The sequence below is a fragment of the Pantoea anthophila genome (assembly GCF_026104315.1).
Lineage (GTDB): Bacteria > Pseudomonadota > Gammaproteobacteria > Enterobacterales > Enterobacteriaceae > Pantoea > Pantoea anthophila.
Window position 1 is genome coordinate 1,194,226 of the sequence record NZ_CP110473.1, and the last position, 25,122, is coordinate 1,219,347.

Here is a 25,122-nt window from a genome sequence, read left to right on the forward strand (position 1 = left end):
TCCTTAACTCAGCCAGCTGCCGACCGGAAGGGTGACTTCCAGCAGACGGTCAAAGGCGTAAAACAGCGAGGTGCCCATCACCAGCCCGGCCAGCGCGGCGGCCCACCAGCGCGCCCCAAACAGCAGGCCGATGCCAAAGGTCAGCAGCGTCGTACAGATGGCAAAGCCCAGCGTCTCAAACAGCCAGCCATAGAGCATCATCATCAGCGCCAGCGCTACCAGTCGTTTCAGCGTGCCAGCTGCGGGCCACTGAATGGTGTCCGGTTTCCGAAAGAGCATCAGCAGGGCGCAGATGGCCATCAGGCCAAGGATCCCCATCGGGAAAGGACGTGGCCCCACGGGTTCGTAGCTGTATTCACTCTGAATCTGCCAGGCCATCACCATGCCGCCAAGGCAGAGGGCCAGCCACAGGCTGGCAAAAATGCGATCGCTCATCATCTGCTCCCGTTATTTGGCCAGACCAAAGGATTTGGCCTGCTCACGGTAATCCGCCACCTGCTTCTTCACGTAGCTGTCGAGTGCCTGGCCTGTCAGGTTAAATTCGAACAGTCCGCGCAGATCACGCTGCTTTTTGAACTCCGGCGTCTCAGCCATTTTTTTAAAGGCCTGTTCCCACCACTGATAATCCGCATCACTGACTTTTGGACCGAGGTAATAGCCACGAATAATCGGCCAGACGATATTGAAACCCTGCTCTTTTGCCGTGGGTACCCCGGCCAGCTGACCCGGCAGACGCTGATCGGACATCACGGCCAGCACCCGCATTTTGCCGCCCTGCAGATGCGGCACCATCTCACTCATATCACCTGAGACCACCTGAATATGGTTTCCGAGCAGGGCGGTTACCGGCTCACCGCCGCCTTCAAAGGCGACATAACGCATTTTGCGTGGGTCGATTCCCGCTTCGCGCGCCAGCAACGCCGTTTTCATCCAGTCCTGACTGCCTATTGATGCACCGGCACCGACCACCACTTTGGTCGGATCGGCTTTCATCGCCGTCATCAGCTCACCTAACGTTTTCCACGGTGCATCCTCACGAACGGCCACCATGCCGTAATCGGTTCCCACCGCCGCCAGCCACTTAACGTCGTCCACGGTATAACGACCAAACTTACCCTGTGAAAGGTTCAGCAGTGAGCCGCCAGAGAAGGCGACAACGGTGCCCGCTTCAGCCGGCCGCTGGGCAATAATCGCGTTGTAGGCCACCGCGCCGACACCGCCGGGCATGTAGGTGACGCGCATCGGCGTCTTAATTTGTCCGGTTTCCTGAAGAGAGACCTGCAATAGCTTGCAGGTGAGATCGAACCCGCCACCCGGTTTAGCTGGCGCGATACATTCGGTGCGACCGGGCTCCCCGGCGGCAACGATGGGTGTTGCCATCAGCGACAGCAGGGTAGTGGCAAGGGCGGTATGGATGATTTTTTTCATCTTATGCTCCATTCATTCTTCCAGAGTGTGATTGCCGCTGAAACATCAGCGTTATCGAATTGTTAAAACAGTTACCTTTCATTTACCTTTCAGTGCGCGGATTTAATAGCAGGATGTGATATGCGTCTCTTACTTGTTGAAGATACGGAAGACCTGGCACGCTGGCTGGAAAAAGCCCTCACCCAAAAAGGGTTCGCCGTCGATCGGGTCGCGGATGGAATGGCGGCCGACCATGCTTTGCAATGTGAAGCCTATGCACTGGTCGTGCTCGATATTTCACTGCCACGCATGGATGGACTGGAGGTACTGGCACGGTTGCGGCGACGCGGACAAAGTGTGCCGGTATTGCTACTGACTGCACGCAGTGCGCTGGACGATCGTGTTCGGGGTCTGAACCTGGGGGCAGATGACTACCTGACGAAACCCTTTGAAATGGATGAACTCGAAGCGCGGTTACGGGCGCTGCTGCGACGCAGTCAGAGTCAGACATCACAAAACCAGTCACTGGGTCAGCTGGTGCTGGATGGCGAAGGCTATTTTCTGCTGGCAGACAGACCCCTGGCGCTGACGCCGCGGGAAGCAAGCATCCTGACGACACTCATGCAGCGGCAGGGCAGGCCGGTTTCGCGTCAGTCACTGTACGAGCAGACCTTTACCCTGTCAGATGAAGCCAGCCCGGAGAGTATCGAGCTCTATGTACATCGGGTGCGTAAAAAGCTGGCAGGCAGCAACGTGGCGATCGTGACCCTGCGCGGGCTGGGTTACAGCCTGGAAACGCTCTCATGCGGCTGATTCATTCGTTGCGGGGTGAGCTGCTGGCATGGTTTGGCCTGCCACTTTTACTGCTCTGGGCGCTCTCAGTCTATACCCACTATCAGAGCGGGCTGGCGGCCGCTAATCAGGCTTATGACCGCTCGCTGCTGGCGTCAGCGCGAACGGTGGCAGAGCGGCTGGTGGTGCGGGAACAGCATCTGGAGGTTGATGTGCCGTGGGTTGTGCTCGACAGCTTCGAACGCAACATGAACGATCAGCTCTTTTATCAGGTGATTTCACCGCAGGGAAAAACGTTATCGGGCTATAACGATCTGCCGCTCATACCCATTACCAGCAAAATGTCGAACGCTTATCCCGCACTGGTGCATTTTTATGATGGACGCTATCACCAGCATCGGATTCGCGTTGCGGCATTATGGCAGCCAGTGAGCGAAGCGGGAGTGGATGGCATGGCGCTGGTGCTGGTGGCGGAAACCATCAACTCACGTCAGGAGTTTGCCCGCCAGTTAATGCAAACTGCGCTGATCAGCCAGAGCGGACTGGTTCTGATGACACTGCTGCTGGCCAGCCTGATGCTGCGTCGGGTTTTGCGCCCGCTACGGCGGCTGTCGCGCATCGTGTTGCAGCGCGACGGTGGCGAATTAACGCCTCTTCCCTCCTTGCCGTGGTCAGAACTGCAACCGCTTATCATCGCCTTTAACCGCTATCTTGCCCGACTGCGGGGACTGCTGGCGCGCCAGGATCGTTTCAGTGCTGACGCGGCACATCAGCTGCGCACACCGCTGACCATCCTCAAAACGCAGGTCAGCGTCGCGCTCAGCAGTGAGCGTCCTGAAGCCTGGCAGGAGAGTCTGCTCGGGATGCGTCATACACTGGATGAGACCATTATTCTGACCGATCGGCTGTTACAGTTAGCCCGTATCAAAGCACGTCATGGCGAGGATAAACCGATGGCGCGGGTTGATTTAGCGGCTATCGTGCGCGATGCCTGTTTCAGCCGCTATATGGCGGCTCGTACCCGGCAGATCGATCTGGGCTTCGAAGGGGAAGAGAGCTGTCTGGTCAGGGGCGATGGCGTGCTGATTGGCGAACTGTGCGCCAACCTGCTGGACAATGCGATTAAATATACCCCTTGTCGCGGCATTGTCACCGCGCGGGTGATTGTGGGGGGCCTTGAAATTGAGGACAGCGGGCCGGGCATTGAGGGTGCAGAGCAGCTGAAGGCGTTACAGCCTTTTCAGCGGCTGGACAATGTCGGTATCCAGCCGGGAGCCGGTATCGGTCTCGCACTGGTGCAGGATATCTGTGCCTGGCATGGGGCAACCATGCACCTGGATCGCAGTCCGCTCCTGGGCGGGCTGCGGGTGACCATATTATTTAAAACTCACGCAGGTTAGCCGATTTGTACCGGGTTAAGGGCGTGCGCAGTCGCTGCGTTAGGATCACCCCGCCCAGCGTCAGCCCCCCGCCGATCCAGTGATAGCTGTGCAGCTGCTCATGAAGAAACAGCACGGCGATAAGCGCTGTAAACAGCGGCGTCAGATTCATAAAGATGCTGGTGGTGCTCGCGCCGAGGCGCTGTACCCCGTGGATCCACAAAAATGGCGCGATAAGGGAGGCGAACAGGCCAGCAAACATCACCAGCGGCAGGTTATGCCGGTCAAGCGAGACATCAGGTGCCAGCAGAAAGCCGGGCAGCAACATCAGGACACCAGCCAGAATCTGCACATAGAGGCTGTGCCAGATGGGCAGCGGCAGCGCCCAGCGCTTAGTCAGCACGCCGTAAAGGGCATAGGCGGTGGAAGCCGCCAGCATCATCAGCTCCCCTTTACCCAGTCCGTGATGCAGCAGCTGCATCACGTTGCCCTCACTGACCAGCCACACCAGACCGCCAAAGGAGAGGATGCTGCCGAACAGGATGCCGGATGTCGGCGCAATACGCAGGATCACCACGCTCAGCAGGACGGTAAGCAGCGGGATCAGCGCGCCGATGATCCCCATAAAGAGAGCGCTGACACTGTGCGCCGCGAAATAGGCGAGGCTCTGGTAGAGCACCATGCCAAGCAGACCGAGTATCGCCAGCCGCCAGAGATGGGGCTTAATCGCCTGACGGGCGCGCCACACACCGGGCAGCACAAACGGCGTCAGCACCAGCAGCGCCAGCAGCCAGCGATAAAATGAGATGGCTGCCGGATCGATCGCGCTGGCCGACAGTTTGCTGACGATCGCGTTGATCGACCAGATCATCACCGCACCGAGCGGATAGAGAAAAAACATACGCACTCTCCTGAATCATAATGCGACGCAGTGTACGCTTGTCCGGTTTTATCTAGATAGTTAATATCGGACAAAAATTTTAACAGAGCGGACAGAATGACTCTGAAAGTGACCTACCAGCCGCCCGCCGACGTCTCGCAGTTGCGCTACTTTATGCGCTATGAACAGGCCAATGCCCGCACGGAATATCTGCCGCATGCCCATGCCTGGGGCCAGCTGATTCTGGTAAAGAGTTATGTGCTGGAGATGCAGGTAGAGGGTGAACGCCTGCTGACCCCGGCTGACATGCCGGTCTGGATCCCGCCGGGACAGCAGCACAGCAGTTATAACCATCGTCAGGCGCAGTTCCGCACCTTTAATCTGGCGGCCCCGCTTTGCGCTGGTCTGCCGCAGCAGGCCTGCCTGATGCGAATCGACGCCATTGCACACGCCATTCTGGATACCTTTGCCGATCAACAGCTTGAACAGCCAGAAACCGAAGCGCAGTGGCGGCTGTGTGAGGTGCTGCGCGATCGCCTGCTGCTGGCGGAGGTGCAGGAGAGTTATCTGCCCACCTCTCAGGATAAATTTCTTGCACCGGTGCTCCATGCCCTTGAAGCCTGCCCGGGGGATAACACTACCCTGGCAGGCTGGGCGGCGCGGGTCTTTACCACCGAACGGACGCTGGCGCGGCGCTGCCAGCAGCAGCTTCACATGACGTTTGGCGAATGGCGGCAGCGGCTGCGCTTTCTGCGCGCCATCGTGCTGCTGGAGCAGGGCGAAAGCGTGCAGAGTATCGCCCATGAGCTGGGATACAGTTCCGCCTCGGCGCTGATTGTGATGTTTCAGCAGCAGGCGGGCACCACGCCGGAGCGCTACCGCGCCCGGTTAGGCTAACGCGGTGCTTTGTGCCAGAATAATTGCCTCTCATGCAACAGACAGGAAAGCCGTGGTGAAAATTCTGGTCGATGAAAATATGCCTTATGCCCGTGAGTTGTTCAGCCGGACCGGCGACGTGGTCGCGGTGCCGGGACGTCCGCTGCCGGTGGATGAACTGGCCGATGCCAGCGGGCTGATGGTGCGCTCAGTGACGCAGGTGAATGAGGCGCTGCTGGCGGGCAAGCCGGTGAAATTTGTCGGCACCGCCACGGCGGGCACCGATCATATCGACGAGGCCTGGCTGCAGCAGGCCGGCATTGCGTTCTCTGCGGCGCCCGGCTGCAACGCCATTGCGGTAGTGGAGTACGTTTTCTCCGCGCTGCTGCTGCTGGCGGAACGTGATGGTTTCCAGCTGCGCGATCGCACGGTCGGCATCGTGGGTGTCGGCAACGTCGGTGGACGGCTGCAGAAGCGCCTGGAAGCCTGGGGCATCAAAACCCTGCTGTGCGATCCGCCGCGTGCCGATCGCGGTGACGAAGGGGATTTCCTGTCGCTGGAGGCGGTGACCGCGCAGGCCGATATCCTGACTTTCCACACGCCGCTGTTCAAAGAGGGGCCTTATAAGAGCTGGCACCTGGCCGATGCCGCGCTGCTGATGGCGCTGAAGCCCAACACCATTCTGATTAACGCCTGTCGCGGCCCGGTGGTCGACAACGTCGCGCTGCTGGAGGTGCTGAAAATGCGGCACGACCTTAGCGTGGTGCTGGATGTCTGGGAGCCGGAGCCGGACCTCTCTCTGGCGCTGCTGGACAGGGTCGACATCGCCACGCCACACATTGCAGGCTACACGCTGGAAGGCAAGGCTCGCGGCACGACCCAGGTGTTCGAAGCCTGGTGTGACTTTATCGGTCAGCCGCAGCAGGTGCCGCTCAGCACCCTGCTGCCGGAGCCGGAATTCAGTGAAATCACCCTGAATGGTCCGCTGGATCAGCCAACGCTGAAACGCCTGGCGCATCTGGTGTATGATGTGCGCCGCGATGATGCCCCCCTGCGAAAAGTGGCGGCGCAGCCCGGCGAATTTGATCGCCTGCGTAAGCAATATCTGGAGCGCCGTGAGTGGTCATCGCTGCGGGTGAAGTGTAATGACGCCACCGCGGCTGAGATGCTGAATCAGCTGGGCTTTAACGCAATCCACTCTCCGGCGTAACCGGCGCGCGATGCCGCAGTGAACGCAGGCGGCGCTGCCGCGTGCCGGGTTAAGGAGGGGGATAAATCTGAATCCCTGGGCGGTGAATATCACCGCCTTCTGTTTTTATGTCATTGTCTGGAGTAAACCAACATGTCTGACGGCTGGAATATTGCGCTACTGGGCGCGACAGGCGCAGTAGGGAACGCTGTACTGGAACTGCTGGCGGAACGCCAGTTCCCGGTTGGTGAATTGTATCTGCTGGCCAGCGAAAATAGCGCGGGCGAAAACAAACGTTTCGAGGGCCGCACGTTGCGGGTCGAAAATGCAGAGACGTTCGACTGGTCGCAGGCGCAGCTGGCCTTTTTCGTCGCGGGCCGTGACGCCTCAGCCCGTTTTGCGGAGGAAGCGGCCAACGCCGGGTGTCTGGTCATCGACAGCAGCGAGCTGTTTGCGCTGGAGCCGGATGTGCCGCTGGTGGTACCGGATGTGAACCCGCACGTGCTGGCGGATTACCGTAATCGCAATATCATCAGCGTGGCGGATAATCTGGTCAGCCAGCTGCTGACCGCGATTAAACCGCTGCTCGATGCGGCCGGACTGAGCCGCCTGCAGGTGACCAATCTGATCTCGGTCTCCAGCTACGGCAAAGTAGCGGTCGATGCGCTGGCCGGTGAAAGTGCCCGCCTGCTGAATGGCATCCCGGCCGACGATCACCATTTTGGTCGTCAGCTGGCGTTTAACCTGATGCCGCAACAGGCGGATGCGGAAGGCAGCGTTGAGAGTGAGCGCCGGGTGGTTGAGCAGGTGCGTAAAGTGCTGCAGGACGAAGGCCTGCCGATTGCGGTCAGCAGCGTTCAGACGCCGGTCTTCTACGGAAATGCGCAGATCGTGCACATTGAAAACCTGCGTCCGCTCTCGGCTGAGGAAGCGCGTGCCGAACTGGCGCTGGCGTCTGACATTCGTCTCAGTGAAGAAGATGAGGTGCCGACGCCGGTTACGGATGCATCAGGCAACGGCGAGCTCAGCATCGGCGCTGTGCGCAACGACTACGGCATCCCGGAGCTGCTGCAGTTCTGGTCCGTGGCGGATAACATCCGTTTCGGCGGCGCGCTGATGGCGGTGAAAACCGCAGAGAAACTGGTTCAGGAGTACCTGTAACCATGTCCGAAGGTCAGACGCAAAAACTGGCGCTCGGCATTGAGTATGACGGCAGCCGTTACTACGGCTGGCAGCGCCAGAATGAAGTCCGCAGCGTGCAGGAGAAGGTTGAGCGTGCGCTGTCGAAAGTCGCCGATCATCCGGTCAGCATCTTTTGTGCCGGCCGGACAGATGCCGGCGTGCACGGCACCGGGCAGGTGGTCCATTTCGACACCACGGCGCAGCGGCCTGACGGCGCCTGGACGCTGGGCGTCAACGCCAATCTGCCGCCGGACATAGCCGTTCGCTGGGTGAAAGCGGTGCCGGAAGATTTCCATGCCCGCTTCAGCGCCACCGCCCGCCGCTATCGCTACCTGATCTACAATCAGCGTCTGCGTCCGGCGGTGCTGGCGCAGGGCGTGACGCACTTTTACCATCCTCTGGATGCGGAAAAGATGCAGCGCGCCGGGCAATGCCTGCTGGGCGAGAATGATTTCACCTCATTCCGCGCGGTGCAATGCCAGTCGCGTACGCCGTGGCGCAACGTGATTCACCTCAACGTGACGCGTCAGGGCCCTTACGTGATTGTGGATATCAAAGCCAACGCCTTTGTGCATCACATGGTGCGCAATATCGTGGGCAGCCTGATGGAGATAGGCTGCGGCAACAAGCCGGAGTCATGGATGGCAACGCTGCTGGCGGCGAAAGATCGGACGTTAGCGGCCGCTACAGCCCGGGCAGAAGGGTTGTATCTGGTGGCGGTGGATTATCCATCCCACTTTGCGTTACCACAGCCGCCGATGGGACCCCTGTTCCTCGCGGATTAATTCATTTTCAGGACATTAAAGGGCACGCTATGGAGTTCCTCCATTTTCTGGTTGATTTTGTTCTGCACATTGATGTGCACCTTGCCGAGCTGGTTGCTCAGTACGGCGTCTGGATTTACGCGATTTTGTTCCTGATTTTGTTCTGCGAAACCGGACTGGTGGTGACGCCCTTCCTGCCGGGCGACTCCCTGCTGTTTGTCGCAGGCGCGCTGGCAGCCCTGCCGGGGAACGATCTGAATGTGCATCTGATGGTGGCGCTGTTAGTGACCGCCGCGATTCTGGGCGATGCGGTGAACTACACCATTGGCCGGCTGTTTGGCGAACGGTTGTTCAGTAACCCGGACTCGAAGATTTTCCGCCGCAGCTATCTGGATAAAACCCATGCGTTTTATGCCCGTCACGGCGGAAAAACCATCATCCTGGCGCGCTTTGTGCCAATCGTCCGCACGTTTGCGCCGTTTGTCGCCGGTATGGGCCATATGTCCTATCGCCACTTCGCGCTGTTCAACGTCACCGGTGCGCTGTTATGGGTCCTGCTCTTCTCCTATGCGGGCTACCTGTTTGGCGATCTGCCGGTGGTGCAGGAAAACCTGAAGCTGTTGATTGTGGGCATTATCCTGGTCTCCGTCCTGCCGGGCGTCATCGAAGTCTGGCGTCATCGCCGTCAGGCTAAACAGCAGAAGCTGCCCTGAGACTTTGCTCAGGGGTAAGACCAGATTTTTATCCACAGTCTGAACAGGTTGTGGTTTAATGAGCGACATTTACCGTCTGCTGAAGCGGTTTTCAGCAGTATCAAGACGACTGGACCAGGTCAGTTTTAAACAGAAAGGTCATCAATGAGCTGGATTGAACGAATTCTTAATAAAAGCACCACGACGCCTGCGCGCAAAGCCAGTATCCCGGAAGGGGTCTGGACCAAGTGTGACAGCTGTGGCCAGGTTCTCTACCGCGCCGAGCTGGAGCGTAATCTCGAGGTCTGCCCGAAGTGTGACCATCACATGCGTATGCACGCCCGTGAGCGTCTCGGTAGTTTCCTCGACCAGGGCACCCTGGTTGAGCTTGGCAGTGAACTCGAGCCGAAAGATCTGCTCAAGTTCCGCGACTCCAAGAAGTATAAAGATCGTCTGGTCGCCGCCCAGAAAGACACCGGCGAAAAAGATGCATTGATTGTGATGAAAGGTCAGCTGCACGGCATGCCGGTTGTTACGGCCGCCTTTGAATTTGCCTTTATGGGCGGTTCAATGGGCTCTGTGGTCGGCGCGCGTTTTGTCCGTGCGGTTGAGCAGGCGTTAGAAGATAACTGTCCGCTGATCTGCTTCTCCGCCAGTGGCGGCGCGCGTATGCAGGAAGCGCTGATGTCGCTGATGCAGATGGCGAAGACCAGTGCGGCGCTGGCGAAAATGCAGGAGCGCGGTCTGCCTTACATTTCCGTGCTGACTGACCCGACCATGGGCGGTGTTTCCGCCAGTTTTGCCATGCTGGGTGACCTCAACGTGGCGGAACCGAAAGCGCTGATCGGCTTTGCCGGCCCACGCGTTATCGAACAGACCGTGCGTGAAAAACTGCCGCCAGGCTTCCAGCGCAGTGAGTTTCTGATTGAAAAGGGCGCGATCGACATGATCATCCGCCGTCCGGAAATGCGCTACAAACTGGCAAGCCTGCTGGCAAAAATGATGAACCTGCCGGCACCGCTGCATGACGGTGAACAGTCCGCCCCTGCGCCGACTGAATCGGAAAGCAACGAGGCCTGACAGGAGATAGAGAGGCGCGTCCACCGCGCCTCTTACCAATGCACCGTATACCGCAGCAGCAGTCTGCCGGGTATCAATAAGCAAAACGGGACATATGGACAATCTTCACCTTCCTCAAGCCACGTCGCCTTTGGCCACGTGGCTTTATTATCTTGAGCACCTGCATACCCAGGCGATCGAACTGGGTCTGGATCGCATTCGCCAGGTGGCACAACGTCTCGACCTGCTGAAACCCGCCCCCTTTGTTTTTACCGTCGCCGGTACCAACGGCAAAGGCACCACCTGCCGCACGCTGGAAACCCTGCTGATGGCCGCAGGCTATCGGGTTGGCGTCTACAGCTCACCCCATCTGGTGCGCTACACCGAGCGCGTCCGGGTTCAGGGAGAGGAGCTGAGCGAAGCGCAGCACTGCGCCAGCTTTGCGGAGATTGAAGCGGGACGGGCAGACATTTCACTGACCTATTTTGAATTTGGCACGCTCTCCGCGCTCAATCTGTTTCGCCAGGCGAAGCTGGATGTGGTGATCCTCGAGGTGGGCCTCGGCGGACGACTGGATGCCACCAATATCGTTGATGCTGATGTCGCCGTCGTCACCAGCATTGCTCTGGATCATACCGACTGGCTTGGCCCGGATCGCGAAAGCATCGGCCGGGAAAAAGCGGGTGTGTTCCGGGCAGGCAAACCGGCGGTGGTCGGTGAGCCGGAAATGCCGCAGAGTATCGCCATGGTGGCGCAGGAAAAGGGCGCTAAGCTGATGCAGCGCGACCGTGAATGGTCCTTTCATGCGCAGGCGGAAAGCTGGTCGCTGCGGGATGCGGCCGGTGAACTGAACGATTTGCCCCTGCCGCAGGTGCCGATGCCCAACGCGGCGACGGCACTGGTGGCCCTGCGCATGTCCGGGCTGGCGGTCAGCGAGGCGCAGATTCGCGCCAGCCTGCCGCTGGCGATGCTGCCAGGACGTTTTCAGACCATCAGTGAATCCCCCCGTGTGATTCTGGACGTGGCGCACAACCCGCATGCGGCGGGCTATCTGGCTTCTCGACTGGCCGCCCTGCCGGCACGCGGCAAAGTGCACGCGGTTGTGGGTATGCTGCATGATAAAGATATCGCCGGAACGCTGGCGGCGCTGGCTCCGGTGGTGGATGCCTGGTACTGCGCGCCACTTGATGGCCCGCGCGGTGCCACGGCGGAGCAGCTGCTGAGCAGCCTGCCGCAGGGCGAGGCGTTCAGCTCGGTTGAACTCGCCTGGCAGCAGGCGCGTCAGCAGGCCGCGCCGCAGGACGTTGTGCTGGTTTGTGGGTCATTCCACACCGTGGCGCAGGTCATGGAATCGATTGAAACGGAGAAAGGACGTGGCAAGTAAGTTTCAGAACCGTTTAGTCGGCACGATTATTCTGGTCGCCGTTGGCGTGATTGTCCTGCCAGGGCTGCTGGATGGTCAGAAAAAGCATTATAAAGAGGAGTTCGCCGCGATTCCGCTGGTGCCAAAACCGGACGACCAGCAGGACAGCGAAATGGTGCCGCCGGTCACGCAGTCGCTGCCGTCGCAGCCGCCGGAAGGGGCGGGCAATGCGGTGAGCAGCAGTAACGGCAGCGGTAAAACCAACGTGACGGCGGAACAGGGCCGCACCCAGCCGGAAGAGGAGAGCGATCCGGCTGTGGTCTCGCCGCCGCCGGTTCATCAGTCTGCGCCTGCGCAGACGGTCACGAAGCCGAAGGTCACCGAGCAGCAGAAAGCCAGAGTAACCGAGCAGCCTAAGCCGAAGCCCGTGGAACAGCCGAAGCCGAAAGTGGCAGAGCAGCCGAAGCCGAAGCCGGCTGAACAGCCTAAAGCGGTTGAGCAGCCGAAGGAAGAGACAGCGCCGAAAGCGGCAGAGACTACCGCGCCGGCAGGACAGGCGTATGTGGTGCAGCTTGGGGCGCTGAAAAATGCCAGCAAAGTGAACGAGATCGTGGCACAGCTTCGGCTCTCGGGCTATCGCGCCTTTACCGTGCCGTCAACGCCGGTGCAGGGGCAGATTACCCGTATTTATGTCGGGCCGGACGCCTCTAAAGCCAAAATGCAGAGCGCAGTGGGCGAGCTGAAAAACATCTCCGGACTGGGCGGTGTGGTGAAACCCTACAGTGCCCGTTAATCAGACGATTGGCGCTGCCGATAGCAGTAACAGGCAGCGTCTTTTACCGGCTGACGCGTTCATTTATAGCGCAGCGTGACGGAAAAAGTGACGATTTTCAACGGCATGAACGACTGAGAATCACCCGGGCGATAGCGAATTTTTTTATCGCCTTTTTTATGGATGCAGAAAAGGAAAACCGCTACGCAAACGTTTTCTTTTTCTGTTAGAATGCGCCCCGAACTGGATGCAGGGGTGCAATTGCACTGGCGCTGGAAGAGTTCATGATCTGGATTGATTACGTCATTATTGCGGTAGTTGGTTTTTCGGCTCTGGTCAGCCTGATTCGTGGGTTTGTCCGGGAAGCCTTATCTCTTGTTACCTGGGGATGCGCGTTTTTTGTCGCCAGTCATTACTACGCCTACCTTGCAGTCTGGTTTACAGGTTTTGACGACGAACTGGTTCGTAACGGTATCGCCATCGGTGTGCTGTTTGTGGCAACCCTGATAGTCGGGGCCATAGTGAACTACGTTATCGGCACGCTGGTGGAAAAAACCGGCCTGTCGGGAACCGACCGGGTGTTGGGAGTCTGTTTCGGGGCGTTGCGTGGTGTGCTGATTGTGGCCGCTTTGCTGTTCTTCCTTGATACATTCACTGGCTTTTCCAAAAGTCCGGACTGGCAACAGTCTCAACTCATTCCCGAGTTCAGTTATATCATCAGGTGGTTTTTTGATTACCTGAAAAGCACGTCGAGTTTTTTACCCCGGTGATGTGACCGGGAGTGCGGCTTAATGAGGAAATGACAACATGTGCGGTATTGTCGGTATCACCGGTTTCATGCCGGTCAACCAGTCGATCTATGACGCGTTAACGGTGCTCCAGCACCGCGGGCAGGATGCCGCAGGCATTTGTACTATCGATGCGCTGAAATGTTTTCGCCTGCGAAAGGCAAACGGCCTGGTCAGCGACGTTTTCGAAGCACGTCACATGCAGCGTCTGCAGGGCAACATGGGCATTGGTCACGCGCGTTATCCTACGGCGGGAAGCTCCAGTGCCTCTGAAGCGCAGCCTTTCTACGTCAACTCGCCCTATGGCATCACTCTGGCGCACAACGGTAATCTGACTAACGCCCATGAACTGCGTAAGCACCTGTTCGAAAAGGGTCGCCGTCACGTTAACACCACGTCAGATTCTGAAATCCTGCTGAACATCTTTGCGCAGGAACTGGATCGCTTCCAGAACGATCCGCTGGAAGCTGACAACATTTTTTCTGCGGTTGCAGCCCTGCATCAGCAGGTGCGCGGCGCTTACGCCGTCGTGGCGATGATTATCGGACACGGCATGGTCGCCTTCCGCGATCCTAACGGCATTCGTCCGCTGGTCCTCGGCAAGCGCGTCATCGCTGACGGCCGTACCGAATATATGGTTGCCTCAGAGAGCGTGGCGCTTGATACGCTGGGCTTTGAGTTCATCCGTGACGTGGCGCCGGGTGAAGCGGTTTATGTTACTGAAGAGGGCCAGCTGTCGACCCGTCAGTGTGCTGAAAACCCGAAAAGCAATCCGTGCCTGTTCGAGTATGTCTATTTTGCACGTCCCGACTCGTTCCTCGACAAGATTTCGGTCTACAGCGCCCGTGTCCGTATGGGCACCAAGCTGGGCGAAAAAATTGCCCGCGAGTGGGAAGATCTCGATATCGACGTGGTGATTCCAATCCCGGAAACCTCAACCGATATCGCGCTGGAGATTGCGCGTATTCTCGATAAACCCTATCGCCAGGGCTTCGTGAAGAACCGCTACGTCGGCCGCACCTTTATCATGCCGGGCCAGCAGTTACGTCGCAGCGCAGTGCGTCGTAAGCTCAACGCGAACCGCGCGGAATTCCGTGATAAAAACGTGCTGCTGGTGGATGACTCCATCGTGCGTGGCACCACTTCCGAGCAGATCATTGAGATGGCGCGTGAAGCGGGCGCAAAACGGGTTTACCTGGCGTCAGCGGCCCCGGAAATACGCTTCCCGAACGTCTACGGCATCGATATGCCGAGCGCCACGGAGTTGATTGCCCATGGCCGCGAAGTGGAAGAGATCCGCCAGCTTATCAAAGCGGATGCGCTGATTTTCCAGGATCTCAACGATCTGATCGAAGCGGTGCGTGAAGAGAATCCGGATATTACCCAGTTTGAATGTTCGGTTTTCAACGGCGTCTACGTGACCAAAGATGTCGATCAGCAGTATCTGGAGTATCTTGAGTCGCTGCGTAATGATGACGCGAAAGCGCTTCAGCGCCAGAACGAAGTCGAGAACCTCGAGCTGCACAACGAAGGCTGATATCCCCTGAAGGCGGACAGCACAGAACAGGGCGGGAGCAATCCCGCCCTGTTTGTTTTCAGAAATCGTCCGGCCGCGTTATGATGGTGCATTAGCGGAGACAAGGTTGGACTATGAAACGACTCATCATTGGCATCTCTGGCGCAAGCGGGGTGATCTACGGCGTGCGCATGCTGCAGGTGTTGCAGCAGGTGGAAGAGGTGGAAACGCATCTGGTCATGAGTCAGGCGGCGCGACAGACGCTGGGACTGGAGAGCGACTACTCGGTTCGCGACGTACAGGCGCTGGCCGATGTGGTGCACGACGTGCGCGATATTGCCGCGAATATCTCCTCCGGGTCGTTTAAAACGCTGGGCATGGCGATCTTACCCTGCTCGATGAAAACCCTGTCGGGCATCGTTCACAGCTACAGTGACTCCCTGCTGACCCGTGCAGCGGACGTGGTGTTAAAAGAGCAGCGTAAACTGGTGTTGTGCGTGCGCGAGACCCCGCTGCATGTCGGTCATCTGCGCATGATGACCACGGCGGCCGAACTGGGGGCTATCATCATGCCGCCCGTCCCGGCGTTCTATCACCGTCCTGATACCATCGGGCAGATCATCGACCAGACCGTTAATCGCGTTATCGATCAGTTTGATATCGACCTGCCGGAAGATCTGTTTATGCGCTGGCAGGGTGCATAAAGTTCCGCGGGCGCACTTAATTAGTGCATAAGCGCGCCCCGGATCACTCTTCGTGCATCTGACGCACCAAAAGTTAACATCATCGCTTTTTCTCTTTTACTTCACTGCTATATTCCCCCCTATAAACAGGCGGTTTTCACCGCACTGGCGTCACGCTAACTGCGTGGATAACTTGCAGATCTGGCATGAAACATGCAGATTAATTAGCGCATTCACATCACGAACCACATAACAAAAAGCACTTCACTTGAGGGTAATCTATGAAAAAGCGTGTTCTGGCTCTTTCCCTGATGCTGGGCTTATCCAGTGCTGCCAGCGTCTTTGCAGCGGTTCCGGGGTCGATCCGCATCGGTACAGATCCAACTTACCCACCGTTTGAGTCAAAAAACGCGCAAGGCAAGTTAGTGGGCTTCGATATCGACCTCGCTAACGAAATCTGCAAACGTATCCATACCCAATGTACCTATGTCGAAAGTGATTTCGATGCGCTGATCCCTTCACTGAAAGCGAAGAAAATTGATGCCATCATCTCCTCACTCTCCATCACAGCAAAACGTCAGGAAGAGATCGCCTTCTCAGAAAAACTCTACGCCGCCAACGCACGTTTAGTGGCACCGAAGGGATCAAAAATCGAGCCGACGATTGAATCGCTGAAAGGCAAAAACATCGGTCTGCTGCAGGGCACCACACAGGAAACCTATGCCAATGAGAACTGGCGGCCAAAAGGGGTGACGATTACGCCTTATGCGAACCAGGATCTGGTCTATCAGGATCTGAATGCGGGCCGTATTGATGCCGCTTTCCAGGATGAAGTCCAGGCCAGCGAAGGCTTCCTGAAGCAGCCGGTGGGCAAGAACTACGCGTTTGCCGGTCCGGCGGTAAAAGATGACAAGATCTTTGGTGTCGGAACAGGCATGGGGCTGCGTAAAGATGACAGCGAGCTGAAGGCCGCTATCGACAAAGCCTTTACTGATATGCGTAAAGATGGCACCTACGACAAGATTGCGAAGAAATACTTCGATTTCAATGTGTACGGCGACTAACCATCCTGTCGCTTTATCCTCTGGTTGCTGAAGCCCGCCGGAACGGACGGCTTAACGCCGCTGTGCCCCGGGGTGCGGATGGCAGAGACGCCAGAGTGATAAAGCTAAACTGCCCGTCGATGTCTGGCGGGCAGCGTTTTGTTTTCACCCCACGACAGGACCCTTTCGATGCTGTATGGCTATTCTGATGTAATTCTCAGGGGCACACTGGTGACGCTGGAACTGGCGCTCACTTCCGTCGTGCTGGCAGTGCTGCTGGGGCTGATTGGCGCAGGCGCGAAACTGTCGCGCAGCCGGCCTCTGGCGATGATTTTTGAAGGCTACACCACGCTGATCCGTGGCGTGCCCGACCTCGTATTAATGCTGCTGATCTTCTACGGGCTGCAGATTGTCCTCAACCAGATCACCGATGCGCTGGGCATGGCGCAGTTTGATATCGACCCGATGGTCGCCGGTATCATCACGCTCGGCTTTATCTATGGTGCCTACTTTACTGAAACGTTTCGGGGTGCCTTTATGGCGGTGCCGAAAGGGCAGATTGAAGCGGCCACCGCGTTTGGTTTTACCGGCGCGCAGGTGTTTCGCCGCATTCTGTTCCCGGCCATGATGCGCTATGCGCTGCCCGGCATCGGTAACAACTGGCAGGTGATCCTGAAAGCCACCGCGCTGGTCTCGCTGCTCGGACTGGAAGATGTCGTGAAGGCGACGCAGCTGGCCGGAAAAAGCACCTGGCAGCCGTTCTATTTCGCCATCGTGGCGGGCGTGATTTATCTGCTGTTCACCACGCTGTCGAATGGCGTGCTGTGGTGGCTGAACCGGCGCTATACGGTAGGCGTGAAGAGGGCGACTTATGATTGATATTATTCAGGAATACTGGAAATCGCTGCTCTGGACAGACGGTTATCGCTTTACCGGCGTGGCGATCACGCTCTGGCTACTGATCCTCTCGGTCGCCATTGGCGGATGCCTGGCAATTCTGCTGGCGATTGCGCGGGTTTCCCCTAATCGCTTTATCAGTTTTCCGGTCTGGCTCTTTACCTACGTCTTCCGTGGCACGCCGCTCTATGTGCAGCTGCTGGTGTTTTATTCCGGGATGTACACGCTGGAGATTGTGAAAGGCACGGAGTTGCTGAATGCCTTTTTCCGCAGTGGCCTGAACTGTACGTTACTCGCCTTTACGCTTAACACCTGCGCCTACACCACGGAGATCTTTGCCGGGGCCATTCGTTCGGTGCCGCACGGGGAGATTGAGGCGGCGCGGGCATATGGCTTCTCGACCTTTAAACTCTATCGCTGCATCATTCTGCCGTCGGCGCTGCGTACGGCGCTGCCAGCCTACAGCAACGAAGTGATTCTGATGCTGCACTCCACGGCGCTGGCCTTCACCGCGACGGTGCCGGATCTGCTGAAAATCGCGCGGGATATTAACTCCGCGACCTATCAGCCGTTCACCGCCTTCGGCCTGGCGGCGGTGTTATACCTGATTATCTCTTACGTGTTGATCAGCCTGTTCCGCCTGGCGGAACGCCGCTGGCTGGCTCACGTGAAACCCTCTTCATCGCATTGAGTAGAACTATGGCTGACAATAAATTAAGCGTCACCGAATTGCATAAACGTTACGGTGAACATGAAGTGCTGAAAGGGGTCTCGTTAACTGCTAAAGCGGGCGATGTGATCAGTATCATAGGATCGTCCGGTTCAGGGAAAAGTACCTTTTTACGCTGCATCAACTTTCTCGAAAAACCGAGTGAAGGCAGCATCGTCGTCAACAACCAGCAGATCAACTTAGTCCGTGACAAAGATGGTCAGCTGAAAGTGGCTGATAAAGAGCAGCTGCGCGCATTGCGCACCAGCCTGACCATGGTGTTCCAGCACTTCAATCTCTGGAGCCACATGACGGTGCTGGAAAACGTGATGGAAGCGCCGATTCAGGTGCTGGGACTGAGCAAGGCGGAAGCGCGTGAACGGGCAATCCGCTATCTCGATAAAGTGGGCATTGACGCACGGGCACAGGCGAAGTATCCGGTTCATCTCTCGGGTGGCCAGCAGCAGCGTGTCTCGATTGCGCGTGCGCTGGCCATGGAGCCGGAAGTGTTACTGTTTGATGAGCCGACCTCAGCGCTCGATCCGGAGCTGGTAGGCGAAGTGCTGCGCATCATGCAGAAGCTGGCTGAGGAGGGAAAAACCATGGTCGTCGTTACCCATGAGATGGAGTTCGCCCGCCACGTTTCCAGCCACGTCATATTCCTGCATCAGGGCAAAATCGAAGAGCAGGGAGCGCCTGCGGAGCTGTTCGGTAACCCGAAAAGCCCGCGACTGCAGCAGTTCCTCAAGGGATCGCTGAAGTAACGAATAGCGGGGCGGACAGGTGCGGGAAGCAGGGCATCGGCGTGCCCTGCGCCTGCCTGCCCGCTGCGTCACGTCTGCAGTAACTTCAGCGCCGTGTCCTCATCGGTCACCAGACCCGATACCCAGCCGCCCTGTAAGGCGGCCCGGATCGCCGGATACTTGCGTTCGCTACCGGCAAAGCCAATGATTTTGCGCTGTGTCTGGCTTTCCAGATGCACGCTGGTCAGGAGTTCATCCGTTTCCCCCCACACGCGTTCACCCTCCTGATTGAAAAAGTGGCCGAGCATCTCGCCTGCGACGCCACGCGCATTCAGTGCCTCAACCTGCGCATCGGTAATAAATCCCTCGGCGTTCAGCGGACAGCCTGGCATCACTTCGCCAATTCCGACAAAGGCTACGTCTGCCCGTAAGGCGCGTTCGGTGACGCGCTGATACACCTTATGCTGCACCCACATCGCTTTATCTTCAGGCGTGTCGGCGTAGAGGGGGGCCGGAATGAAGAAATACTTACCCTGCATCTTTTCGGCCATCTTCAGCGGGACATCATAGCGTGTCCCGGAATCATCCCGCGCGATGGCGCCAATCATCGAAACGCAATGATGCTGCGGGCGATCCACCCAGGGCAACGCGTCGATGATCGAGCGTAAGGTTTTACCGGAACCAATGCCAAAGACCTGTGGCGCTTCCTCACTGATGAACTGTGCCATTACCGCCGCCCCTTCGACGGCCAGCATTTGCTGAATGGCCTCCTCGTTCAGACTGGCCGAGGGCACGACGCGACAGAGTTCCAGACCAAACTTCTCCTGGACCTCACGCGCCAGCTGCAGACAGTGCGTGACGGGATGATCGATTTTTACGTTCACCATGCCCATTTCACGAGCACTGGATACCAGACGCTGCGCCACCTGGCGCGACAATCCCAGTGCCTGCGCAATCTCCTGCTGTGTCACGCCCGCAACGTAATACATCCATGCGGCACGCGCGGCCAGCTCCTGCTTTTTCTCTTCTCTGCTCATCACGCTGTTCCGTCGAATTCAGAGAGACATCTTAACGCGAGCCGGGCAAAAAGCGCTAACCGGGCAAAAGCCCAATAAAAGAGCAAAAGTATTATTTGTGACAGAGCTCGCAGAAGGATCCGCGTAATGAACACTATGCTAACGGCTATCGGGCAAATGCCCCTAACCGTGGCAAATGTTTAATCGAGGCGATTATGACCAATCAATCCGTGTGGATGCATATCGGCGCAGGATCTTTTCATCGGGCACATCAGGCGTGGTATCTGCATCAGCTGCGTAAGCAGGGCGACGAAAGCTGGGGCATCGCGCTGGGCAATATCCGCCAGGACGCCGCGCCGCTGCTTGATCAGCTCGCGCGGCAGCAGAGCGAATATGTGCTGGAAACCGTGACGCCCGAAGGTGAGCGCGACTATGAGACCATCACGTCGCTGCGCAAAATTTTGCCTTGGGATAGCGACATCAGCGCGCTGATTGAGCAGGGCGCGCGTGCGGAAACGCGTGTGATTAGCTTCACCGTGACCGAAGCAGGCTACTACCTGACGCCCGCGTTTACGCTGGATCTCAGTCAGGCGGACGTGAAGGCCGATCTGGGTGGCGATATTCGCACCCTCTATGGCGCACTCAGCCGCATTCTGACACAGCGGGTTGCCCGGGGCGGGGCACCGGTCACGCTGCTGAACTGCGACAATCTGCGCCACAATGGCGAGCGTTTTCGTGACGCCTTCCTGGCGTTTCTGACGGCCAAAGGCGATACCGCGCTGGCCGACTGGGTTCGTACACAGACCCGCTCACCGAATACCATGGTCGATCGCATCACCCCGCGACCCACCTCGCAGGTGGCCGAACGCGTGCAGGCAGCGACCGGCAGGGAGGAGGGTGCCGCAGTGATGGCCGAATCTTTTATTCAGTGGGTCATTGAGGATGATTTTATTGCCGGACGCCCGGCACTCGAAAAGGTGGGCGTTGAGCTGGTGGAATCGGTGCTGCCGTGGGAAGAGGCGAAAATTCGCATCCTTAATGCGACCCATGCCGCGATTGCCTGGGCGGGCACGTTGATTGGGCTGAACTATATCGATGAGAGCACCCGTCATCCGGCCATCTATCAACTGGCGCACGACTACGTGACCCAGGATGTCATTCCCTCACTTTCACCCAGCCCGCTCGATCTGGCGGATTATCGCGATGTGGTGCTGGCCCGCTTCAGTAATCCCTATATTCAGGACACCAATCAGCGCGTCGGTGCCGATGGCTTGTCCAAAATTCCCGGCATGGTGACGCCAACCCTGCAGGCGTGTTACCAGCGCGGCGTGCAGCCGACCGCAACGGCGGTGATCCCGGCACTCTTCTTCCTGTTTATGCAGCGCTGGGCCAGTGACGACTTACCCTATCCCTATCAGGATGGTGCGCTTCAGGCCGAGACGCTGCGTAAACAGTTCGCCAGCGCCGATCCGCTCCGTGCGTTCCTGAGCGATCGCGCGCTGTTTGCGGAACTGGCGTCCGACAGGGCGTTTCATGAGCTGGTGACGCGCCAGGTGGCGAATCTGCAGCAGTGGCTGAAGCAGCCTGAACTGGCGGCGGTGTAATCATGTATCTCGGTATTGATATCGGTACCTCAGAGCTTAAAGCGCTGATCGTGAACACGCAGGGTGAGATTGTGGCGTCTCAGCACGCCACGCTCAGCGTGCAGCGTCCGCATGCTCACTGGGCAGAACAGGAGCCTGAACGCTGGTGGCAAGCCTGCTGTGAGGTTCTGGCGGGATTGCGTCATCACTCTCCTCAGGCATGGGCTGAGATTCGCGCGATAGGATTGTCCGGTCAGATGCACGGGGCCGTGCTGCTGGATGCCGGAGGCAGGGTGCTGCGTCCATGTATCCTGTGGAACGACACGCGCAGCGCACCACAGTGTGAAAGGCTGGCGAAGCAGCATCCCCGGATGATAGCGATCAGCGGCAATATGATTATGCCTGGCTTCACTGCACCAAAGCTCTGCTGGGTTGCGGAACATGAGCCAGAGATCTTCAGCCGTATCGATAAGGTGTTGCTGCCGAAAGATTACCTGCGCTGGCGTCTGACCGGACGCTTTGTCACTGAGCCTTCGGATGCTGCCGGAACGCTGTGGCTCGACGTCTCCCGGCGTGACTGGTCGGACGAACTGCTGGCCATCACCGGACTGACGCGTGCCGCCATGCCTGAACTGGTGGAAGGCAGTGCAGTAAGTGGACATCTGCAGCCGACACTGGCGAGCGAGTGGGGCTTATCCACCTCAGTCACGATTGCAGGCGGCGGCGGGGACAATGCCGCGTCGGCCGTCGGGGTCGGCGCGGTGAACGCCGGGGATGCTTTTATCTCACTGGGGACGTCCGGGGTGATTTTTGTCGTCAATGACCGCTTGCAGGCGAATCCGCAATCCGGGGTGCACGCCTTTTGCCATGCGCTGCCGGGCCGCTGGCATCAGATGAGTGTGATGCTCAGCGCCGCCAGTTGTCTGCGCTGGCTGTGCAATCTGCTGTCAGTGAGTGAAAGCCAGCTGATGGAGGAGATGGCTCAGCTCAGTGATGAACAGCTGCGCAGCGCCCCGATTTTTCTGCCCTATCTCTCCGGGGAGCGTACCCCTCACAACGATCCTGACGCCTCCGGTTCTTTCTTCAATCTGCGCCATGAAACGCCGCGCGCCCTGCTGGGATATGCGGTGATTGAAGGCGTGGCATTCGGACTGGCTGATGGGGCAGAGGCGCTCGGCGAGGCCCGGCACCCCATTCAGCAATACAGCCTCACCGGTGGAGGCGCGCGCAGCACGCTGTGGGCGCAATTGATTGCCGATGTGCTGCAACTGCCGGTTGTTACCCACCCGGCCAGCGCCTCTGGCGCGCTGGGGGCGGCACGTCTGGCGTGGCTGGCTGATGGCGGTGCTGAGCATGAGGTGTGTCTGAAGCCGCCAGTCCAGGCGCGCTATCAACCGGACGACGCTCGCGGAGCCGTGCTGCAACAGCGGCTGCGTCTGTTCCGGGAACTCTACATCCAGCAGCAACAGGTGCGTAACCTGCTGCCTGCATAAAGACTAACCAAACAGAAGGTGATTGTGATGCAATCGAACGAATACTGGTTTGGCTTACCGAAAAAGATGTTCTGGGGCTTTCTCGCTATCGCCATCTTTATGGCGGGTGATGGCTTTGAAATGGCGTTTCTGTCACGCCATATCACCGACATGGGCTTTTCGCCCGCGCAGTCTGCCGTCGTGTTCACCTTCTATGGTCTGGCAGCCGCGCTGGCAGCCTGGGCTTCGGGCGTGGTCGCCGAGCTGATCACGCCGCAGCGCGCGATGATGATTGGCTTTGTGCTGTGGATCGTCATGCATGCCCTGTTTATGTCACTTGGGCTTGGGCTGCGTAATTATCCCCTTATGGTGCTGTTTTACGGCATTCGCGGGCTGGCTTATCCGCTGTTTATCTACTCTTTCATGATGATGCTGGTGCAGGTCTTACCGCGCGAGAAACTGGCGGCGGCGACCGGCTGGTTCTGGGCGATGTATTCAATCGGCATTGGCGTGGTGGGCAGCTATCTGCCCAGTCTGACCATTCCGATGCTGGGGGAGACCGGAACGCTGTGGCTGGCCATCATCTGGGTAGCCTGTGGCGGGATTCTTGCCTGGTTCAGCCTGCGCAACGTGCCGGTAGATCGTTCCCGCGTGAATCTGCCGATGCGTGACAAGATGACAGAGATGTCGCGTGCCGTGACCATCCTGTTCACCAATCAGCATGTCTTTTATGCCTGCCTGATTCGCATCATCAACACGTTGTCGCTGTTTGGTTTCGCCATTATCATGCCTCTTCTGTTTGTCGATCGTCTCGGCTTTACCATCTCTGAATGGCTGCAGATCTGGGCGGTGTTCTTCTTTGTTACCATCTTTACGAATATCTTCTGGGGCCTCACCGGTGAGAAGCTGGGCTGGATCCGTCAGGTACGCTGGTTTGGTTGCCTGGGAATGGCTATCTCCAGCCTGACCTTCTATTACCTGCCGCTGTATGCGGGGCATAATTTCTGGGTGGCATTAATTCCTGCGGTCATGCTGGGGATCTTTGTCGCCGCGTTTGTGCCGATGACCGCCGTCTTTCCGACGCTGGAGCCGCATCACAAAGGGGCAGCGGTCTCGATTTACAATCTCTCCGCGGGACTCAGTAACTTTGTTGCACCGGCTATCGCCTCTGTCATGCTGCCATTCTTCGACATCGTCGGAGTGGTATGGGCCTACACCGCGCTGTATGTGTTCGCTGGCGTGCTGACCTTTATTATCCGCGTGCCACAACCGGGGCACACGCGGGAAGAGAAGGCGATGCAGTCGCGGGTCGCCGGACAGCGAAGCTGATTACCCCTGCGGCGGCCCTGGGCCGCTGCAGGGTTATCCTGCGACATCCTGCAAGGCTTCCTGCAAATCGTACCAGCGGAAGCCGAATCCAGAGGCTTCCAGCCGCTTCGGCAGCACATGCTGACCGCCCAGCACCAGCACCGACGACTCCCCCATCATCAGCTTAATGGCGCTGGCGGGCGTGCGCATAAAGGCCGGACGATGCATCACCCGCCCCAGCGTGGCGGCAAACTGCTCATTGCGCACCGCGTAAGGAGCCACCATGTTGAACGGGCCGTGCAGATCCTCATGATCCAGCAGCCAGAGAATTGCGTTGACCATGTCATCGATATGGATCCACGGCATATACTGCTTGCCACTGCCGATCGGCCCGCCCGCGCCAAACTTAAACGGCAGTTTCATTTTACTGAGTGCGCCGCCTTCACGAGCCAGCACCACGCCGGTGCGTATCAGGCAGACGCGGGTACGTTCACTCGCGGCGCTGAGTGCCAGCTGCTCCCAGCGGGCGCAGAGCTGATGGGTAAACTCATCATGGCCCTCATCCTCTTCAGTCAGCACCAGATCGCCGGTATTGCCATAGAAGCCGGTTGCCGAACCGGAAATCAGGACGGCGGGTGGCGTTGCGCTGGCATTAATCAGTGAGGCAATCTGCTCGGTGATCTGCCAGCGGCTTTCGCAGAGCTGCTGTTTATGGGGCTCTGTCCAGCGTTTATCGGCAATGGGTTCGCCCGCCAGGTTAATCACGGCATCAATGTTATTGAGGTTTGTCTGCTGCGCCAGACCTGACCAGAGCGCCACGCTCTCGCCCAGTTTTTCGCGTGCGCTGACGATATCCCGCGTCACGACACTGATCTGATGCCCAAGCTGTTGCAGCCGTGGAATCAGATGACGCCCAATCAGTCCCGTGCCACCGGTAATAAGAATGTGCATGTTGCGGCTCCCTTTGTGTTTTTGTTATCTGCTCCTTTCAGCATAGAAGAGCGGAGCC

Annotated in this window: 25 protein-coding genes; 20 read left to right on the forward strand and 5 right to left on the reverse strand. The window is 58.2% G+C overall.

Annotation, left to right across the window (positions count from 1 at the left end):
* Positions 1 to 3: 3 nt before the first annotated feature.
* Together OJ965_RS08230 and OJ965_RS08235 are read right to left on the reverse strand one after the other, a co-directional pair.
* Positions 4 to 435 (reverse strand): tripartite tricarboxylate transporter TctB family protein, encoded by a 432-nt coding sequence (locus OJ965_RS08230; protein WP_046102288.1) that lies wholly within the window; start codon positions 433 to 435, stop codon positions 4 to 6.
* 12 nt (positions 436 to 447) lie between these two features.
* The gene (locus OJ965_RS08235) at positions 448 to 1,428 is read right to left on the reverse strand and encodes a Bug family tripartite tricarboxylate transporter substrate binding protein (RefSeq protein ID WP_046102413.1); all 981 of its coding nucleotides are present in this window, start codon (positions 1,426 to 1,428) and stop codon (positions 448 to 450) included.
* Positions 1,429 to 1,548: 120 nt separating this feature from the next.
* On the opposite strand from OJ965_RS08235, the gene tctD reads away from it, so the two are divergent.
* Entirely contained in the window at positions 1,549 to 2,220 is a 672-nt protein-coding gene (tctD, locus tag OJ965_RS08240; protein WP_046102287.1) for a transcriptional regulator TctD, read from the forward strand.
* The gene (locus OJ965_RS08245) at positions 2,211 to 3,599 is read left to right on the forward strand and encodes a sensor histidine kinase (RefSeq protein WP_265138769.1); all 1,389 of its coding nucleotides are present in this window, start codon (positions 2,211 to 2,213) and stop codon (positions 3,597 to 3,599) included. The genes tctD and OJ965_RS08245 overlap by 10 nt, the downstream gene beginning before the upstream one ends.
* On the opposite strand, the gene OJ965_RS08250 is transcribed toward OJ965_RS08245, so the two are convergent.
* A complete protein-coding gene (locus OJ965_RS08250) occupies positions 3,580 to 4,479 on the reverse strand; it encodes a DMT family transporter (RefSeq protein ID WP_046102285.1) in 900 nt (299 codons plus the stop codon). The two genes, OJ965_RS08245 and OJ965_RS08250, sit on opposite strands and share 20 nt — an antisense overlap.
* Before the next feature lie 96 nt (positions 4,480 to 4,575).
* Between OJ965_RS08250 and OJ965_RS08255 the strand changes: the two genes are divergently transcribed.
* The 15 genes from OJ965_RS08255 (at position 4,576) to hisP (ending at position 18,755) form a co-directional block, all read left to right on the forward strand.
* A complete protein-coding gene (locus tag OJ965_RS08255) occupies positions 4,576 to 5,355 on the forward strand; it encodes an AraC family transcriptional regulator (RefSeq protein ID WP_046102284.1) in 780 nt (259 codons plus the stop codon).
* A 55-nt stretch (positions 5,356 to 5,410) separates the two neighbouring features.
* A complete protein-coding gene (gene pdxB / locus OJ965_RS08260; RefSeq protein WP_009088970.1) occupies positions 5,411 to 6,544 on the forward strand; it encodes a 4-phosphoerythronate dehydrogenase PdxB in 1,134 nt (377 codons plus the stop codon).
* 132 nt (positions 6,545 to 6,676) lie between these two features.
* A complete protein-coding gene (locus OJ965_RS08265) occupies positions 6,677 to 7,684 on the forward strand; it encodes an aspartate-semialdehyde dehydrogenase (protein WP_046102283.1) in 1,008 nt (335 codons plus the stop codon).
* Positions 7,685 to 7,686: 2 nt separating this feature from the next.
* Positions 7,687 to 8,490, forward strand: coding sequence for a tRNA pseudouridine(38-40) synthase TruA (gene truA / locus OJ965_RS08270; protein ID WP_046102282.1), 804 nt, complete (start codon positions 7,687 to 7,689; stop codon positions 8,488 to 8,490).
* Between the two features lie 29 nt (positions 8,491 to 8,519).
* The gene (locus OJ965_RS08275) at positions 8,520 to 9,182 is read left to right on the forward strand and encodes a DedA family protein (RefSeq protein WP_265138773.1); all 663 of its coding nucleotides are present in this window, start codon (positions 8,520 to 8,522) and stop codon (positions 9,180 to 9,182) included.
* A 144-nt stretch (positions 9,183 to 9,326) separates the two neighbouring features.
* A complete protein-coding gene (gene accD / locus OJ965_RS08280) occupies positions 9,327 to 10,241 on the forward strand; it encodes an acetyl-CoA carboxylase, carboxyltransferase subunit beta (RefSeq protein ID WP_009088976.1) in 915 nt (304 codons plus the stop codon).
* A gap of 94 nt (positions 10,242 to 10,335) precedes the next feature.
* Positions 10,336 to 11,604 carry a bifunctional tetrahydrofolate synthase/dihydrofolate synthase gene (gene folC / locus OJ965_RS08285; RefSeq protein WP_265138775.1) on the forward strand — a complete coding sequence of 423 codons (1,269 nt, stop codon included), beginning with the start codon at positions 10,336 to 10,338 and terminating at the stop codon, positions 11,602 to 11,604.
* The gene (gene dedD / locus OJ965_RS08290) at positions 11,594 to 12,376 is read left to right on the forward strand and encodes a cell division protein DedD (protein WP_140029083.1); all 783 of its coding nucleotides are present in this window, start codon (positions 11,594 to 11,596) and stop codon (positions 12,374 to 12,376) included. Before folC ends, dedD begins: the two co-directional genes overlap by 11 nt.
* 263 nt (positions 12,377 to 12,639) lie before the next feature.
* A complete protein-coding gene (gene cvpA, locus OJ965_RS08295) occupies positions 12,640 to 13,125 on the forward strand; it encodes a colicin V production protein (protein WP_009088980.1) in 486 nt (161 codons plus the stop codon).
* Positions 13,126 to 13,162: 37 nt separating this feature from the next.
* The gene (purF, locus tag OJ965_RS08300; RefSeq protein WP_009088981.1) at positions 13,163 to 14,680 is read left to right on the forward strand and encodes an amidophosphoribosyltransferase; all 1,518 of its coding nucleotides are present in this window, start codon (positions 13,163 to 13,165) and stop codon (positions 14,678 to 14,680) included.
* A gap of 113 nt (positions 14,681 to 14,793) precedes the next feature.
* The gene (locus tag OJ965_RS08305) at positions 14,794 to 15,363 is read left to right on the forward strand and encodes a UbiX family flavin prenyltransferase (protein ID WP_009088982.1); all 570 of its coding nucleotides are present in this window, start codon (positions 14,794 to 14,796) and stop codon (positions 15,361 to 15,363) included.
* Between the two features lie 260 nt (positions 15,364 to 15,623).
* On the forward strand, positions 15,624 to 16,406 hold the full coding sequence (gene argT / locus OJ965_RS08310; protein ID WP_009088983.1) for a lysine/arginine/ornithine ABC transporter substrate-binding protein ArgT: 783 nt from the start codon (positions 15,624 to 15,626) through the stop codon (positions 16,404 to 16,406).
* Positions 16,407 to 16,574: 168 nt separating this feature from the next.
* Positions 16,575 to 17,264 (forward strand): histidine ABC transporter permease HisQ, encoded by a 690-nt coding sequence (locus OJ965_RS08315; RefSeq protein WP_009088984.1) that lies wholly within the window; start codon positions 16,575 to 16,577, stop codon positions 17,262 to 17,264.
* Complete coding sequence (locus OJ965_RS08320; protein ID WP_009088985.1) at positions 17,257 to 17,973, forward strand: ABC transporter permease; 717 nt, start codon at positions 17,257 to 17,259, stop codon at positions 17,971 to 17,973. Before OJ965_RS08315 ends, OJ965_RS08320 begins: the two co-directional genes overlap by 8 nt.
* A gap of 8 nt (positions 17,974 to 17,981) precedes the next feature.
* A complete protein-coding gene (hisP, locus tag OJ965_RS08325) occupies positions 17,982 to 18,755 on the forward strand; it encodes a histidine ABC transporter ATP-binding protein HisP (protein ID WP_009088986.1) in 774 nt (257 codons plus the stop codon).
* A 68-nt stretch (positions 18,756 to 18,823) separates the two neighbouring features.
* Here hisP and OJ965_RS08330 read toward each other — a convergent pair whose 3' ends face one another.
* A complete protein-coding gene (locus OJ965_RS08330; protein ID WP_265138779.1) occupies positions 18,824 to 19,771 on the reverse strand; it encodes a sugar-binding transcriptional regulator in 948 nt (315 codons plus the stop codon).
* Positions 19,772 to 19,965: 194 nt separating this feature from the next.
* On the opposite strand from OJ965_RS08330, the gene dalD reads away from it, so the two are divergent.
* The 3 genes from dalD to OJ965_RS08345 are packed head-to-tail and all read left to right on the forward strand — an operon-like array spanning position 19,966 to position 24,134.
* Positions 19,966 to 21,354, forward strand: coding sequence for a D-arabinitol 4-dehydrogenase (gene dalD, locus OJ965_RS08335; protein ID WP_265138780.1), 1,389 nt, complete (start codon positions 19,966 to 19,968; stop codon positions 21,352 to 21,354).
* Between the two features lie 2 nt (positions 21,355 to 21,356).
* Complete coding sequence (gene xylB, locus OJ965_RS08340) at positions 21,357 to 22,826, forward strand: xylulokinase (protein ID WP_265138782.1); 1,470 nt, start codon at positions 21,357 to 21,359, stop codon at positions 22,824 to 22,826.
* A 27-nt stretch (positions 22,827 to 22,853) separates the two neighbouring features.
* Positions 22,854 to 24,134 (forward strand): MFS transporter, encoded by a 1,281-nt coding sequence (locus OJ965_RS08345; RefSeq protein ID WP_009088990.1) that lies wholly within the window; start codon positions 22,854 to 22,856, stop codon positions 24,132 to 24,134.
* A 33-nt stretch (positions 24,135 to 24,167) separates the two neighbouring features.
* On the opposite strand, the gene OJ965_RS08350 is transcribed toward OJ965_RS08345, so the two are convergent.
* Positions 24,168 to 25,064, reverse strand: a complete 897-nt coding sequence (locus tag OJ965_RS08350; protein ID WP_140029078.1) for a TIGR01777 family oxidoreductase — start codon at positions 25,062 to 25,064, stop codon at positions 24,168 to 24,170.
* Positions 25,065 to 25,122 lie beyond the last annotated feature (58 nt).